At 57.3% G+C, this 13,795-nt stretch carries 13 protein-coding genes; 12 read left to right on the top strand and 1 reads right to left on the bottom strand.

Going from position 1 to position 13,795, the window contains the following annotated elements; genetic code table 11:
- The first annotated feature begins 17 nt into the window (after positions 1 to 17).
- From phnL to phnE (QMZ65_RS22285), 8 genes are all read left to right on the top strand, one after another.
- A complete protein-coding gene (phnL, locus tag QMZ65_RS22320) occupies positions 18 to 722 on the top strand; it encodes a phosphonate C-P lyase system protein PhnL (protein ID WP_034824574.1) in 705 nt (234 codons plus the stop codon).
- The gene (gene phnM, locus QMZ65_RS22315; RefSeq protein WP_283216700.1) at positions 719 to 1,855 is read left to right on the top strand and encodes an alpha-D-ribose 1-methylphosphonate 5-triphosphate diphosphatase; all 1,137 of its coding nucleotides are present in this window, start codon (positions 719 to 721) and stop codon (positions 1,853 to 1,855) included. The genes phnL and phnM overlap by 4 nt, the downstream gene beginning before the upstream one ends.
- Positions 1,855 to 2,391, top strand: coding sequence for a ribose 1,5-bisphosphokinase (gene phnN / locus QMZ65_RS22310; protein ID WP_160832763.1), 537 nt, complete (start codon positions 1,855 to 1,857; stop codon positions 2,389 to 2,391). The genes phnM and phnN overlap by 1 nt, the downstream gene beginning before the upstream one ends.
- Entirely contained in the window at positions 2,388 to 3,158 is a 771-nt protein-coding gene (gene phnP, locus QMZ65_RS22305; RefSeq protein ID WP_283216699.1) for a phosphonate metabolism protein PhnP, read from the top strand. The genes phnN and phnP overlap by 4 nt, the downstream gene beginning before the upstream one ends.
- A gap of 79 nt (positions 3,159 to 3,237) precedes the next feature.
- Positions 3,238 to 4,068, top strand: a complete 831-nt coding sequence (phnC, locus tag QMZ65_RS22300; protein ID WP_034824566.1) for a phosphonate ABC transporter ATP-binding protein — start codon at positions 3,238 to 3,240, stop codon at positions 4,066 to 4,068.
- A 26-nt stretch (positions 4,069 to 4,094) separates the two neighbouring features.
- Positions 4,095 to 5,021: a phosphonate ABC transporter substrate-binding protein gene (phnD, locus tag QMZ65_RS22295; RefSeq protein WP_034824564.1), complete on the top strand. Its 927-nt coding sequence runs from the start codon at positions 4,095 to 4,097 to the stop codon at positions 5,019 to 5,021.
- A gap of 80 nt (positions 5,022 to 5,101) precedes the next feature.
- Positions 5,102 to 5,965 carry a phosphonate ABC transporter, permease protein PhnE gene (phnE, locus tag QMZ65_RS22290; RefSeq protein ID WP_182058129.1) on the top strand — a complete coding sequence of 288 codons (864 nt, stop codon included), beginning with the start codon at positions 5,102 to 5,104 and terminating at the stop codon, positions 5,963 to 5,965.
- Complete coding sequence (phnE, locus tag QMZ65_RS22285) at positions 5,962 to 6,846, top strand: phosphonate ABC transporter, permease protein PhnE (RefSeq protein ID WP_283216698.1); 885 nt, start codon at positions 5,962 to 5,964, stop codon at positions 6,844 to 6,846. Before phnE (QMZ65_RS22290) ends, phnE (QMZ65_RS22285) begins: the two co-directional genes overlap by 4 nt.
- Here phnE (QMZ65_RS22285) and QMZ65_RS22280 read toward each other — a convergent pair.
- Positions 6,800 to 9,385 carry an ATP-binding protein gene (locus QMZ65_RS22280; RefSeq protein ID WP_283216697.1) on the bottom strand — a complete coding sequence of 862 codons (2,586 nt, stop codon included), beginning with the start codon at positions 9,383 to 9,385 and terminating at the stop codon, positions 6,800 to 6,802. The genes phnE (QMZ65_RS22285) and QMZ65_RS22280 overlap by 47 nt on opposite strands.
- A 145-nt stretch (positions 9,386 to 9,530) precedes the next feature.
- Between QMZ65_RS22280 and QMZ65_RS22275 the strand changes: the two genes are divergently transcribed.
- The 4 genes from QMZ65_RS22275 to QMZ65_RS22260 all read left to right on the top strand — a co-directional run bounded on the left by QMZ65_RS22275 (position 9,531) and on the right by QMZ65_RS22260 (position 13,784).
- Positions 9,531 to 11,036: a sugar ABC transporter ATP-binding protein gene (locus tag QMZ65_RS22275; RefSeq protein WP_097116722.1), complete on the top strand. Its 1,506-nt coding sequence runs from the start codon at positions 9,531 to 9,533 to the stop codon at positions 11,034 to 11,036.
- 10 nt (positions 11,037 to 11,046) lie between these two features.
- A complete protein-coding gene (locus tag QMZ65_RS22270; RefSeq protein WP_097116723.1) occupies positions 11,047 to 12,030 on the top strand; it encodes an ABC transporter permease subunit in 984 nt (327 codons plus the stop codon).
- An 81-nt stretch (positions 12,031 to 12,111) separates the two neighbouring features.
- Positions 12,112 to 13,050, top strand: a complete 939-nt coding sequence (locus QMZ65_RS22265) for an ABC transporter substrate-binding protein (RefSeq protein ID WP_058962098.1) — start codon at positions 12,112 to 12,114, stop codon at positions 13,048 to 13,050.
- Positions 13,051 to 13,100: 50 nt separating this feature from the next.
- Positions 13,101 to 13,784, top strand: coding sequence for a D-lyxose/D-mannose isomerase (locus QMZ65_RS22260; protein WP_160832768.1), 684 nt, complete (start codon positions 13,101 to 13,103; stop codon positions 13,782 to 13,784).
- The last annotated feature ends 11 nt before the right edge of the window (positions 13,785 to 13,795 follow it).

Here is a 13,795-nt window from a genome sequence, read left to right as displayed (position 1 = left end):
TTCATCAGGACATCAACATGCAACCTTTATTGCGCGTAGAGAAACTCAGCAAAACCTTTGTGCTGCACAACCAGAGCAGCGCCGAGCTGCCGGTGCTGCAGGATGCCAATCTTGAAGTGTGCGCCGGTGAGTGCGTGGTGCTGCACGGTCGCTCCGGCAGCGGAAAATCCACCTTACTGCGCGCGCTGTACGGCAACTATCAGGCCAACAGCGGTCATATCTGGCTGCAACATCAGGGTGAGTGGATCGATATGGCACAGGCTCCCGCGCGCCAGATACTGGCGATTCGCCGCGAAACCGTTGGCTGGGTCAGCCAGTTCCTGCGGGTGATCCCTCGCGTCCCGACGCTGGAGATCGTAATGCAACCGCTGTTAGAGCGCGGCGTGGAGCGTGCTTTCTGCGAGAAACGTGCCAAAGAGCTGCTGACACGGCTGAATGTGCCGGAGCGTTTATGGTCACTCGCGCCATCCACTTTCTCCGGTGGTGAACAGCAGCGCGTCAACATCGCGCGTGGTTTTATCGCCGACTATCCAGTGCTGCTGCTGGATGAACCTACCGCTTCCCTCGACAGTGCCAACAGCGCCGCGGTGGTGGAATTGATTGAACAGGCGCGCACCCGTGGTGCCGCCATTGTGGGTATTTTCCATGACGAAGCGGTGCGCGCACGCGTGGCCGATCGCCTGCACGTCATGCAGCCGGTTAAAACAGGAGCAGAAGCATGATCGTCAATAACGTCCGTTTGGTGCTGGAACATGAAGTTGTCACCGGTTCGCTGGAAATCCGTGAGGGTCGCATTGCCAGTTTCAGTGACAGTACCAGCCAATTAGCGGGCGCACTGGATGGCGAAAACGCCTTCCTGCTGCCAGGTCTGGTCGAGTTGCACACCGATAACCTCGATAAGTTCTTCACGCCGCGTCCGAAAGTGGACTGGCCGGCGCACTCAGCAATGAGTAGCCACGATGCGCTGATGGTCGCCAGCGGTATTACCACGGTGCTGGATGCCGTTGGTGTCGGCGATGTGCGCGACGGCGGTCATCGCATTGAGAACCTGAGCAAGATGATCAACGCGATTCAGGACAGTAACCGCAAAGGCATTAACCGTGTCGATCACCATCTGCACCTGCGCTGTGAGTTGCCCCATAACACCACACTGCCGCTGTTCGAAAAGCTGATGAGTACGCCGGAGCTGTCATTGGTGTCGCTGATGGACCATTCGCCAGGTCAGCGTCAGTACGCTTCACTGGAGATGTATCGCCTCTATTATCAGGGCAAATATTCGCTTAATGATGAGCAGATGGATCAGTTCGAGCGTGAGCAACTGGCGCTGGCCGCTGAGTTCTCCACCCCGAACCGCAACGCCATTTCCGGCCTGTGCCGTTCGCGCGGCATTCCGATTGCCAGCCACGATGACGCCACAGCGGCACACGTTGCCGAATCACACGATGTGGGCAGCACCATTGCTGAATTCCCCACCACGCTGGAGGCCGCACGCGCCTCGCGCGAATGCGGTATGCAGGTGTTGATGGGCGCGCCGAATATCGTACGCGGCGGCTCGCATTCCGGCAACGTGGCAGCCTGGGAGCTGGCCAGCCATGGCCTGCTGGATATTTTGTCATCCGACTACTACCCGGCGAGCCTGCTGGACGCGGTGTTCCGCTTAGTGGCGGATGAGCGCAACAGCCTGACGTTGCCACAAGCCGCCGCGCTGGTGACACGTAATCCGGCTCGCGCTATTGGTTTGCACGATCGCGGGGTGATTGGCGAAGGCATGCGTGCCGACCTGGTGCTGGCGCATACCGAACATGGGCATCCTCACATTCGCCACGTCTGGTCGCAGGGCCGGCTGGTGTTCTGATGGCGCGCCTGATCTGGCTAACCGGGCCTTCGGGCTCGGGTAAAGACAGTCTGTTGAATGCGCTACGCGAAGCGCCGCCGGATAACCTGGTCATCGCCCATCGCTACATTACGCGTCCGGCCGATGCCGGGGGCGAAAACCATGTGGCGCTGAGCGAGGCCGAGTTTCGGCGGCGTCAGACACTGGGATTGTTTGCCATTAGCTGGCAGGCACACGGCCTGTATTACGGTCTGGGAGAAGAGATCGATCACTGGCTGGCGCGGGGTTTAAATGTGCTGGTCAATGGTTCACGTCTGCATTTGCCGATTGTTGAGCAGCATTACGGGGCACAACTGTTGCCGCTGGTGCTGCAAGTCTCTCCGGCGGTGCTGGAAATGCGTTTACGGCAGCGCGGACGTGAAAGTGAAGCCGAAATCGGTAAACGGCTGGCGCGTGCGGCAGAACCGCTGCCTGCGCACTGCCATCCGCTCAATAACGATGGCGCACTTAGCGATACGCTCGACCGGCTGCGCCAGTTGCTGGAGCATCCGCCATGAAACTCACTTTTCTCGGTACTGGAGGCGTGCAATCTGCGCCGCTGTTTGGCTGTGATTGCCACGCTTGCGAACGTGCACGTCTTGAGCCACGACGCGCTCGTGCTGCCACCAGTGCGCTGATTGACACCGGCAGCGAACGTATTTTGCTGGATGCCGGACGTCACGATCTGCATCAGCGCTTTCGTCCCGGCGAGTTGAGCCGCATTTTACTGACCCATTTTCATATGGATCATGTAGCGGGACTCTTTAGCCTGCGTTGGGGATTGGGTGAACCGATTCCGGTGTGGGCGCCACCGGATGAGAAGGGCTGTGATGACCTGTTTAAGCATCCGGGCCTGCTGGATTTCCGCTCCGCGCTCACGCCTTTTGTGCCTCACAGTTTCGGGACGTTGCAGGTCACGCCGCTGCCGTTACAGCACTCAAAACTCACTTATGGCTACCTGTTCGACTGGCATGGTACGCGGCTTGCCTGGCTGTGTGATACCTGCGGACTACCCCCGGACACTGCAGATTTTCTTGATGGTCAACCGCTGGATCAGCTGGTGATTGACTGCAATGACCCGCCGCGAGAAAGCGTGCGCAATCATAATGATGTGACGCGCGCATTGCAGATTATTGAACAGCTGGCGCCGCGCCAGGCCTGGCTTATCCACCTGAGCCATGAGATGGACAGTTGGTTACTCAATAATCGCTTACCGGACAATGTGCTGGCGGCTACTGACGGTCAGACCATCACGGTCGGTTCCTCACACGCTGTCACTGTTTAATCATTTTACTGTCATCAAGACTTCATCGGATTTGCCCGTAATAACGGGCAATCAAGACCTCAGCGAGATGGAGTGCAACATGGCACAGGCATTACTGAAAACCGTTATCGACAATCCTTATGTTCCGCACGCCGGGCAAGGCAACAAGGTGCTGTCGGTACAGGGACTGTGCAAGGCGTACGGCGAAAACCGCGTACTGGATAATGTCAGCTTCGATCTGCATGCGGGCGAGCTGGTGGCCGTGATTGGTCGCTCAGGCGCAGGCAAATCGACACTGTTACACATGCTGAACGGCACCATCAGTGCTTCGCAGGGCGCGATTCTCAGCAATCGTCAGGGTGAAGCGGATCGTGATGTAGTGACGCTCAACAGCCGCCAGATGCGCGAATGGCGCAGCGAATGCGGCATGATCTTCCAGGACTTCTGTCTGGTGCCGCGTCTTGATGTACTGACCAACGTCCTGCTGGGACGCCTGAGCCAGACCTCAACCCTGAAATCCTTCTTCAAAGTGTTCTCCGAAGCGGACCGTGCGCAGGCCATTGAGCTGCTGCAGTGGATGAACATGCTGCCGCAGGCGCTGCAGCGTGCGGAGAACCTGTCAGGCGGACAGATGCAGCGCGTGGCGATTTGCCGTGCGTTGATGCAGAACCCGCGCATCCTGCTAGCCGATGAGCCGGTGGCCTCACTCGACCCGAAAAACACCAAACGCATTATGGATGTGCTGCGTCAGGTGAGCGAGCAGGGCATCAGTGTGATGGTGAACCTGCACTCGATTGAACTGGTGAAGCAGTACTGCACCCGTGTTATCGGCATTCAGCGCGGCAAAGTGCTGTTTGACGGACATCCTTCTCAGTTGACTGATGGCTTGCTGCATGAGCTATACGGCGACGAAATTAACCAGCTCCACTAACTTCCACGGCAAGAGAAAAAACACGAATGAAACTGACCTCTTTAGCTTTATTGACTGTTGCAATGACTTTTGGCGTTAACGCAGCGGATGCACCAAAAGAATTGAACCTCGGGATTTTGGGTGGACAGAACGCCACTCAGCAGATCGGTGATAACCAGTGCGTGAAAGATTTCTTCGATAAAGAGCTGAATGTCGATACTAAAATGCGCAACTCGTCTGACTACTCAGGCGTGATTCAGGGCCTGCTGGGTAACAAAATTGATATGGTGCTGAGCATGTCTCCAGCATCTTACGCTTCCGTCTATCTGCAGAACCCGAAAGCGGTTGATGTTGTCGGCATCGTGGTAGATGACAAAGACGGTTCACAGGGTTACCACTCAGTCGTGATCGTGAAAGCGGACAGCCCGTACAAAAAACTGGAAGACCTGAAAGGTAAATCTTTCGGCATGGCCGATCCGGATTCAACTTCTGGCTTCCTGATGCCAAACCAGGCGTTCAAGAAAGAGTTCGGTGGCACAGTTGACGACAAGTACAATAACACCTTCTCCAGCGTCACCTTCTCTGGCGGCCATGAGCAGGACATCCTGGGTGTGCTGAATGGTCAGTTCGAAGGCGCAGTGACCTGGACCTCCATGATCGGTGATTACGACAAGGGTTATACCTCTGGTGCCTTTGGCCGCATGATGCGTATGGACCAACCTGACCTGATGAAGAAAATCCGTATCATCTGGCAGTCTCCGCTGATCCCGAACGGTCCAATCCTGGTGAGCAATAACTTGCCCGCTGACTTCAAACAGAAGCTGGTGGCGGCGATCAAGAAGCTGGATAAAGAAGACCACAGCTGCTTTGTTAAAGCGGTGGGCGGTGCTCAGCACATCGGCCCGGCAACCGTTGCCGATTATCAGAACATCATTGATATGAAACGTGATCTGATGAAAGGCTCACGCGGTTAATTTCGCGTCTGGCTGGCAGGGTCGCCCGTGATGGCGACCCTTTTCACATCTGCACCACCCTCTACCACAGGACATTCCCCTTGACCGATTTCGAACACTACTACCAACGCATTCGTCGCCAGCAAAAGCGCGACACTGTGCTCTGGTCGCTGCTGTTGGTGGCGCTCTACCTCGCTGCGGGCAAGATGGCGGAATTCAATCTGGTCACCGTCTGGCAATCACTGCCACACTTTTTCGATTACATCGGCGAAACCGTGCCGGTGTTGCATCTGCCCGTGCTGTTCTCCGATGGAAAAACCGAAGGCTCGCTGGCCTATTGGGGCTACCGTCTGCACTTCCAGTTGCCGCTGATCTGGGAAACCCTGCAGCTGGCGCTGTCGTCGACCATTGTGGCAGTGATGGTGGCTGGGGTACTGGCGTTTTTCGCAGCTGATAACACCCAGACGCCGCGCAGCGTCCGCATCGCGATCCGTGCTTTCGTCGCTTTCCTGCGCACCATGCCAGAACTGGCGTGGGCAGTGATGTTCGTGATGGCGTTTGGCATTGGGGCGATTCCCGGCTTCCTCGCACTGGCGCTGCACACCGTGGGCAGCCTGACCAAACTGTTTTATGAATCGATTGAAAGCGCTTCAGACAAACCGGTGCGCGGCCTCGCGGCATGTGGAGCGACCAAATTACAGCGCATGCGCTTCGCCTTCTGGCCGCAGGTGAAACCAACGTTTCTCTCTTACAGCTTTATGCGTCTGGAAGTGAACTTCCGTTCTTCTACCATCCTTGGATTGGTGGGGGCGGGCGGTATCGGTCAGGAGCTGATGACCAACATCAAACTGGATCGTTACGATCAGGTGAGCATCACACTGCTGCTGATCATTGTGGTGGTGTCGCTGCTGGATACGGTATCCGGCTGGTTGCGCCGTCGCGTGGTGGAAGGGGATATCAAATGATCGCATTAGTACCGGATGTGGCAAAACTGAAGCAGGAACATCCTGCACTGTTCGCCGCACAGAACCGTTATCTACGCCGCGTGGCTTTAGTCGCCCTCGCCGTGGTGCTCTATTACCTGTTCTTCTTTGAATTTTTCGGCATTGAGTGGAGCCGGTTCCTGATCGGTTGCCAGCAGCTGGGCCGTTACTTCCTGCGCATGTTTGTCTGGCAGGACTTTATCAACTGGCCGTTTGCTTATTACTTCTCCCAGATTGGCATCACGTTGGCGATTGTCTTCGCCGGGACGCTGACCGCTTCCATTATTGCGCTGCCGGTTTCCTTCCTTGCCGCCCGCAACGTGATGCACGATCCGATTGCCCGTCCGATTTCCTTAGTGGTGCGCCGTTTGCTCGACATCCTGCGCGGTGTCGATATGGCCATCTGGGGCCTGATCTTTGTGCGTGCAGTTGGCATGGGACCACTGGCGGGTGTGCTGGCGATTGTGGTACAGGATGTGGGCTTACTGGGCAAACTGTATGCGGAAGGGCATGAAGCGGTTGAGCGTTCGCCGAGCCGGGGTTTAGGTGCGGTGGGGGCCAATAGTCTGCAGAAACATCGCTTTGGCATCTTTACCCAATCCTTCCCGACCTTCCTGGCATTGAGCCTGTACCAGATTGAATCCAATACCCGTTCGGCGGCGGTACTCGGCTTCGTTGGCGCAGGGGGTGTCGGTCTGGTTTATGCCGAGAACATGCGCCTGTGGAACTGGGATGTGGTGATGTTCCTGACCATCCTGTTGGTTGGCGTGGTGATGATCATGGATGTGATCTCCAGCAAACTGCGTAAGCGCTACATCACGGGGAAACCGTTGCCGCTGTGGCAGCCTGCCGTGCGCGATTAAGCCGTTCACTGCGTTGCCAGGCGCGCTCCAGCGCCTGCGCTAATTGTGCCTGCTGCCAGGGCTTCGCCAGCCGTTCACATAGCGGCAGCGTGACCTGGCTCTGGCGCAAATCCTGACCGCTGATCAGCAGGGTGGCCAGTTCTGGCCACTGCTGCTGTGCCTGACGAATCACATCCGCCCCGTTTAACGCGCCGGGTAACATCAAATCACTGATCAACAACTCAATATCTGGCGTCTGCCGCAGCAGCGTGAGTGCGGATTCGCCATCGCCACACTCTAAAGTGAGGTAGCCGAGTTGATGCAGATGCTCACACAATGTCTGCCTGACGGCGGGTTCATCATCCAGCACCAACACCAGCCGGTCACTGCTGGCACCCGGCGTAAACTCGGGAAGAGTCGGCGCGGGCTGGACCGCTTCCGGTGCGCGCGGCAGTAACAGGCGCACGGTGGTGCCCTGGCCGGGGGCGGTTTCCACTTCGATCTGCCCGCCAGATTGACGCACAAATCCATATACCATCGACAACCCCAGTCCGCTGCCGCTGCCGGTCTCTTTGGTGGTGAAAAATGGCTCAAACACCTGTTCACGTACCTCGGCTGACATGCCGCAGCCGTGATCGATAACTTCAATGGTCACGCGATCGCGTTTACCATCCGCTTCCTGCATTCGCTGATTCCAGATGCGCAGGCGAATTTCTCCGCTCTGCTTCTCCATGGCATCGCGTGCATTGACCACCAGATTCATCAGCGCATTTTCCAGTTGCCCGGCATCGATCCACGCGGGCCAGCCGGGGCGTTGCGCATCAACCACTAATTGCTGACCGGGCAACAGTGCATGCTGTAACAGTGAGTGCAGATTATCGACCAGCTCAATGACTGATACCGCACGCGGATAAAGCGACTGTTTACGTGAGAAGGCCAGCAGCCGCTGGGTAAGCTGTGCCGCGCGGTCGGCCGCCAGCCGGGCTCGCTCAATGCGACTGGCCAGTGAACCGGAGGGGAGTTGGCCCACGGTGAGGGCCAGACTGCCAATAATCACGGCCAGCAGGTTGTTAAAGTCGTGGGCGATACCGCCGGTGAGTTGGCCCACCGCTTTCATTTTTTGGCTGTGCAGCAGCGCTTCTTCCAGCGCCTTACGTGTGGTGCGCTCAAGCACGGTATTGACCATGCCCCGGCGTGGCACCGGGCTAAAGCGCAGTTCCAGCGTGCGGCCGTCGGGCAGGCGAACTTCCTGCGCATCCTGCAGGCTGGTGAGCTGCACATCCATTCGCTCTAGCAGACGTTGATAATGCAGGCCGCGATGCAGGTCGCGTGCCGGAATGCCGAGTAACTCGGCGTACTGCGCGTTCCACACCACCAGTTGCCCACTGTTATCGAACAACGCAAAGCCATCGCGCATGGCGAGGAAAGTGGATTCCAGCTGATTGCTTTTCTCTTTTAACAGGCGGGAAGTGTGGGCCAGTGAAGCCGTATTGCGTGCAAAGACGTTAAAGGCGCGAGCCAGATCGCCGAGCTCATCACGGCGGGCCAATCCCGGAACATTGACGCTTTTCTCGCCCTGGGCCAGACGCGTCATGGCGTGGGCGATAGCGGTCAGGCTGGAACCGAGATTGCGATAAATGTAGTAACCCGCGTAACCGGTGATCAACAGTGCCAGCAGCATAAACAGGCCAATAAACCCGATGATGGAGTCCAGCTCCTGATGCGTGGCGGTACTGCGCGCATCGCTCTGCTGCGCCACCAGTTGCACATAATGGGTGATGTCACCATTCAGCATCGCCACCAGCGCTTTGATGCGATAGGTCGCGTAGGCAATGGCAATATCGCTCTGCTCAAGCTGATCAGCGATGGGTTGTAAGCTGCGCGTGGTGTCGACCAATCGGTCACGCTGCATCGCCAGCGCATCCTGTAACGGTAGGGCGGACCAAATGGGCAGCACCTGCTGTAATTGCTGTTCAGCGGCTTGTGGCGCAGTGGATTGGATTGCCACCTTTAACAGGGCATCCGTTTGCTGGCGCAGCGGCATGAAAGCGCCGTCGCTGGCGAGCACATCAATGCGATTCAGCAAGAGTTGTGCCTGCCACAGGCCACTCAGCATCACATTACGTTGTAAGTGGCGTTGATGGCCAACCCTAAGCAGCTGATTGATGCTCTGTTCCAGCATCTGGCTGCGTTCTCGAATGCGCGCCAGCAGTTCAGGTTGCTGTGCGGCCAGAGGCGCGTTCGCCAGCAGGGATAGGGATTGTTGTAACGCTTGCTGCGTCTGCTGCAGACGAGCCGACTCGCTTTGATACTCCAGCGCACCCACCACCTGCGCCAATCGTACGGCGGCGGTGGCCACGTTGGCAGTATCCCGCGCCAGCGCCAGGCTGCCGTTCATATCCGCCAGGGTTTGCGCCTGTGCCTGCTCCTGAATGTGACCGGCGTGGCGAAATCCAAAAATAGCCACCAGGCTCACCGCCAGCGTGACACTCACCACTAACAGGTTAAACAGCAGCAGGCGACCCCGCGCGCCAGCGTGCCAGTGCAGACTCTGACTCATTGCGGTCACTCCTTACCTCTCAGCTCCCGGCGAGTATAGAAGCGTGACCGGGGCGCAATATGACAAATATGAATGGCCGCTGACATTTTCCATTTATCTGGCGTTGCAACACTCGGCGACAACTTCAGAAAGCAGGAGTCAGGCGATGGCGGCGACACCGATATTAGAAATGCGCGAAATCACCCGACGCTTCGGCAGTTTCTACGCGTTAAAGGGCGTGGATCTGACCGTGTGGCCGGGTGAAGTCCATGCGCTGATGGGCGAAAACGGTGCCGGGAAAAGTACGCTGATGAAGATTCTGGCCGGTGCTTATACCGCCAGCAGCGGGGAAATTCTTATCAACGGTAAACCCTACGCCATCAAAGGCCCAAAAGAAGCGCTGGCAGCAGGCATCACGCTGATTTATCAGGAAATCAATCTGGCACCTAATCTCACCGTGGCAGAGAACATCTTTCTCGGCAGCGAGATCACGCGCGGTGGGCTGGTGAAACGGCGGCAGATGGCGGAAGAGGCACAGCAGGTGATTAATCGTCTGGGTGCCCAATTCAGTGCCAACGATCTGGTGAGCAAACTCAGTATCGCTGAGCAGCAGCAGGTGGAGATTGCCCGCGCGCTGCACCGCAACAGCCGCATTCTGGTGATGGATGAACCCACGGCAGCACTCTCCAATCGCGAAACCGAACAGCTGTTTGCGCTGATTAAACGCCTGCGCAGCGAAGGCATGGCGATCATTTACATTAGCCATCGCATGGCCGAAGTGTATGAGCTTTCGGATCGCGTCAGCGTGCTGCGTGATGGGCAGTATGTTGGCAGCCTGACGCGCGATCAGCTTAATGCCAGTGAACTGGTGCGCATGATGGTTGGCCGTCCGCTGAGCGATCTGTTCAATAAAGACCGCAACATTCCCTTCGGCGAGGTCCGTCTCGCTGTCAATCACCTGACCGATAACCGCAAAGTCCATCCCAGTAGTCTCTCGGTGCGTGCCGGGGAGATTGTCGGATTGGCGGGATTGGTCGGTGCCGGACGCAGTGAGCTGGCGCAGCTGATTTTTGGCGTGCATCAACCCAGGGGAGGCGAAATCTGGATCGATGGCGAGAAAGTCAAAATTCATTCGCCGCGAGATGCCATCGCACGTGGTATTGGCTTCCTCACCGAGAACCGTAAAGAGCAGGGGCTGTTCCTGGAACTGGCCGCACAGGAAAACATCGTGATGGCGACGCTGGAACGCGATGCCAGCTACGGCCTGCTTAATCGGCGTAAAGGGCAAAAGATTGCCGGTGATGCCATCGAATCACTCAACATTCGTGTGCCGCACGCCCAGGTACGGGCCGGGGGGCTATCGGGCGGTAATCAACAGAAACTGCTGATCTCACGCTGGGTAGCGATTGCACCACGCATTCTGCTGCTGGATGAGCCCACGCGCGGCGTGGACGTCGGCGCCAAGAGTGAAATCTACCGCATGATGAACCAGATGGCGCAACAGGGCGTGGCGATTTTGATGATCTCCAGCGAACTGCCGGAGGTGGTTGGGATGAGTGACCGCGTGTATGTGATGCGTGAGGGCAGTATTGCCGGAGAGCTGAGCGGCGCAGAGATTAGCCAGGAAAACATTATGACACTGGCCACCGGCGCACAGCCGGTACAGGCCTGAGGAGACCGCAATGACCAGTGAAACTGCACGCGTAAAAAGTCCAACGCTTAAACGCGCCTTGATGAGCGACCTGCTGCAAACGGTAGGGATTCTGCCGATATTGATCCTGATTGTGGCGGTATTTGGTTTTGTTGCGCCGAACTTCTTTACCGAAGCTAACCTGCTGAATATTACCCGTCAGGCTTCGATCAATATCGTGCTGGCGGCGGGGATGACCTTTGTGATCCTCACCGGCGGGATCGATCTGTCAGTGGGCTCGATGCTGGGCACCACGGCGGTCGTGGCGATGGTGGTGTCGCTGGATCCGGCCTTTGCGGGCCTGACCATCCCGGCGGCGCTCGGCGCAGGGCTGATTATGGGCCTGTTCAACGGACTGCTGGTGGCATGGGCTGGCTTACCGCCCTTTATCGTGACGCTCGGCACCTATACCGCTTTGCGCGGAGCGGCTTATTTGCTGGCGAATGGCACTACCGTCATCAACTCTGACATCAATTTCGAGTGGATAGGCAACGGTTATCTCGGGCCGATCCCCTGGCTGATCATTATTGCCTTTGCCGTCATCGCGCTGTGCTGGTTCATTCTGCGCCGTACCACCCTGGGTGTGCACATCTACGCCGTGGGCGGCAACGTGCAGGCGGCGCGCCTCACCGGGATCAAGGTCGGCATGGTGCTGGTGTTTGTCTATGCCATGAGCGGCATGTTGTCGGGATTAGGCGGATTGATGAGCGCCTCACGCCTCTACAGCGCCAACGGCAACCTGGGTGTGGGGTACGAGTTAGATGCAATCGCCGCGGTGATTCTGGGCGGCACCAGTTTTGTCGGCGGTATCGGCACCATTACCGGCACGCTAATTGGTGCGCTGATAATCGCCACGCTGAACAACGGCATGACGCTGATGGGCGTTTCTTACTTCTGGCAGTTGGTCATTAAGGGCGCTGTGATCATCATTGCCGTACTCATCGATAAGTACCGCACACGTCATCACGTGGGTTAAGGGTGTACTTGCAACAGGCTGTCACACAACGGCGATCTGCTGGATCGCCAACATAATCAAAAAAGCAGGAGAACATCGACTATGCGTTTTAATCCGATTCTGACCGGACTGCTGGCGGCGACGTTGTTGAGTGCGCCACTGGTGCAGGCAAAAGAACTCAAATCCATTGGTGTCACCGTCGGCGATCTCGCCAATCCGTTCTTCGTGCAGATCACTAAAGGTGCTGAGCTGAAGGCGCGTGAACTGGCCGGCGACAAGGTCAATGTGACGCTGGTTTCCAGCGGTTACGATCTTGGTCAGCAGGTGGCGCAGATAGATAACTTTATCGCCGCCAAAGTGGACATGATCATCCTTAACGCCGCCGATTCCAAAGGCATCGCTCCCGCGGTGAAACGTGCGCGTGATGCCGGCATCGTGGTGGTGGCGGTCGACGTGGCGGCTGACGGTGCCAATGCCACCATTACCTCCGATAACACCCAGGCAGGTGCGATGGCCTGTAAATACATCTCTGATCGCCTGAAAGATAAAGGCAACGTGGTGATCATCAACGGACCGCCGGTGTCAGCGGTGCAAAACCGGGTTGAAGGCTGTATGAACGAGCTGAAAACTCATCCCGATATCAAACTGCTCTCCTATAACCAGAACGCCAAGGGCAGTCGCGATGGTGGCCTGGAGGTGATGACCGGACTGCTGTCTGCCAATCCGAAGATCGATGCGGTGTTTGCGATTAACGACCCAACGGCGATTGGTGCCGATTTGGCTGCCAAGCAAGCCCAGCGCAGTGAGTTCTTTATTGTCGGCGTCGATGGTTCGCCAGACGGCGAAGAAGCCCTGAAACGTAAAGGCTCGCTGTTTGTCGCCACCCCAGCGCAAGACCCGCAGGTGATGGCAGCCAAAGCGGTGGAGATTGGCTACGACATCCTGCAGGGCAAACCCGCACCTGACAAACCGGTGCTGATTCCGGTCACGATGATCGATCGCAATACTGTCAGCAGCTACAAAGGCTGGACGGTGAAATAACGTTGATTTCTTGAGGCGGTCTCTGGGCCGCCCACATTGGGAGCGGAGTTATGCATCGATCCGAAGTGAACGCCATTCTGCAACTCACCCGCGAATTCTTTATGCGACAGGATGTGCACCTGCCGCCCTGGGCCGACTATGGCCTCAGCCAATGGCGTGCGCTGGATAAACGCCACGCAGAAGAGCTGCTGGCGCTGCATCTGGGCTGGGATGTCACCAGTTTCGGCGCTGATGATTTCTCGCAGACCGGTTTAACCCTGTTTACCTTGCGCAATGGCTCGCGCGGCGGTCAGCCGTGGGGAAAACCTTACGCTGAAAAAATCATGCACGTGCGGGAAGGGCAGGTGACGCCGATGCACTACCACCCACAAAAGATGGAAGACATCATCAATCGCGGTGGCGGCAATCTGATCGTCACGCTGCATAACCGCGCGGGCGACCGGCTTGATGACTCACCGGTAAACGTCACTTTAGATGGCATTCGCCAAACTCACGCGGCGGGATCGCAACTGCGTCTTTCCCCGGGCGAGAGTGTCACCTTGCTGCCCGGTATCTGGCACAGTTTCTGGGGCGAAGAGGGCTATGGCGATGTGCTGGTTGGCGAAGTCTCGATGCCCAACGATGACGAGCATGACAACGTCTTTCTCACACCGCTGGCGCGCTTTAATCCGATTGATGAGGATGAAGATCCGCGCTGGCTGTTGTGCAACGAATATCACCGCTGGCTGGCATAAAGGAGTTCACG

Origin of the sequence: Pantoea sp. EABMAA-21, assembly GCF_030053335.1 — a bacterium.
Classification (GTDB): domain Bacteria; phylum Pseudomonadota; class Gammaproteobacteria; order Enterobacterales; family Enterobacteriaceae; genus Pantoea; species Pantoea communis.
This window is presented reverse-complemented; position numbering and strand designations above follow the sequence as displayed.

Bases quoted from the DNA above. Each gene is read 5' to 3' on its own strand.
- phnL (WP_034824574.1), top strand. From the start codon at position 18: ATGCAACCTTTATTGCGCGTAGAGAAACTCAGCAAAACCTTTGTGCTG.
- phnM (WP_283216700.1), top strand. From the start codon at position 719: ATGATCGTCAATAACGTCCGTTTGGTGCTGGAACATGAAGTTGTCACC.
- phnN (WP_160832763.1), top strand. From the start codon at position 1,855: ATGGCGCGCCTGATCTGGCTAACCGGGCCTTCGGGCTCGGGTAAAGAC.
- phnP (WP_283216699.1), top strand. From the start codon at position 2,388: ATGAAACTCACTTTTCTCGGTACTGGAGGCGTGCAATCTGCGCCGCTG.
- phnC (WP_034824566.1), top strand. From the start codon at position 3,238: ATGGCACAGGCATTACTGAAAACCGTTATCGACAATCCTTATGTTCCG.
- phnD (WP_034824564.1), top strand. From the start codon at position 4,095: ATGAAACTGACCTCTTTAGCTTTATTGACTGTTGCAATGACTTTTGGC.
- phnE (WP_283216698.1), top strand. From the start codon at position 5,962: ATGATCGCATTAGTACCGGATGTGGCAAAACTGAAGCAGGAACATCCT.
- QMZ65_RS22280 (WP_283216697.1), bottom strand. From the start codon at position 9,385: ATGAGTCAGAGTCTGCACTGGCACGCTGGCGCGCGGGGTCGCCTGCTG.
- QMZ65_RS22275 (WP_097116722.1), top strand. From the start codon at position 9,531: ATGGCGGCGACACCGATATTAGAAATGCGCGAAATCACCCGACGCTTC.
- QMZ65_RS22270 (WP_097116723.1), top strand. From the start codon at position 11,047: ATGACCAGTGAAACTGCACGCGTAAAAAGTCCAACGCTTAAACGCGCC.
- QMZ65_RS22265 (WP_058962098.1), top strand. From the start codon at position 12,112: ATGCGTTTTAATCCGATTCTGACCGGACTGCTGGCGGCGACGTTGTTG.
- QMZ65_RS22260 (WP_160832768.1), top strand. From the start codon at position 13,101: ATGCATCGATCCGAAGTGAACGCCATTCTGCAACTCACCCGCGAATTC.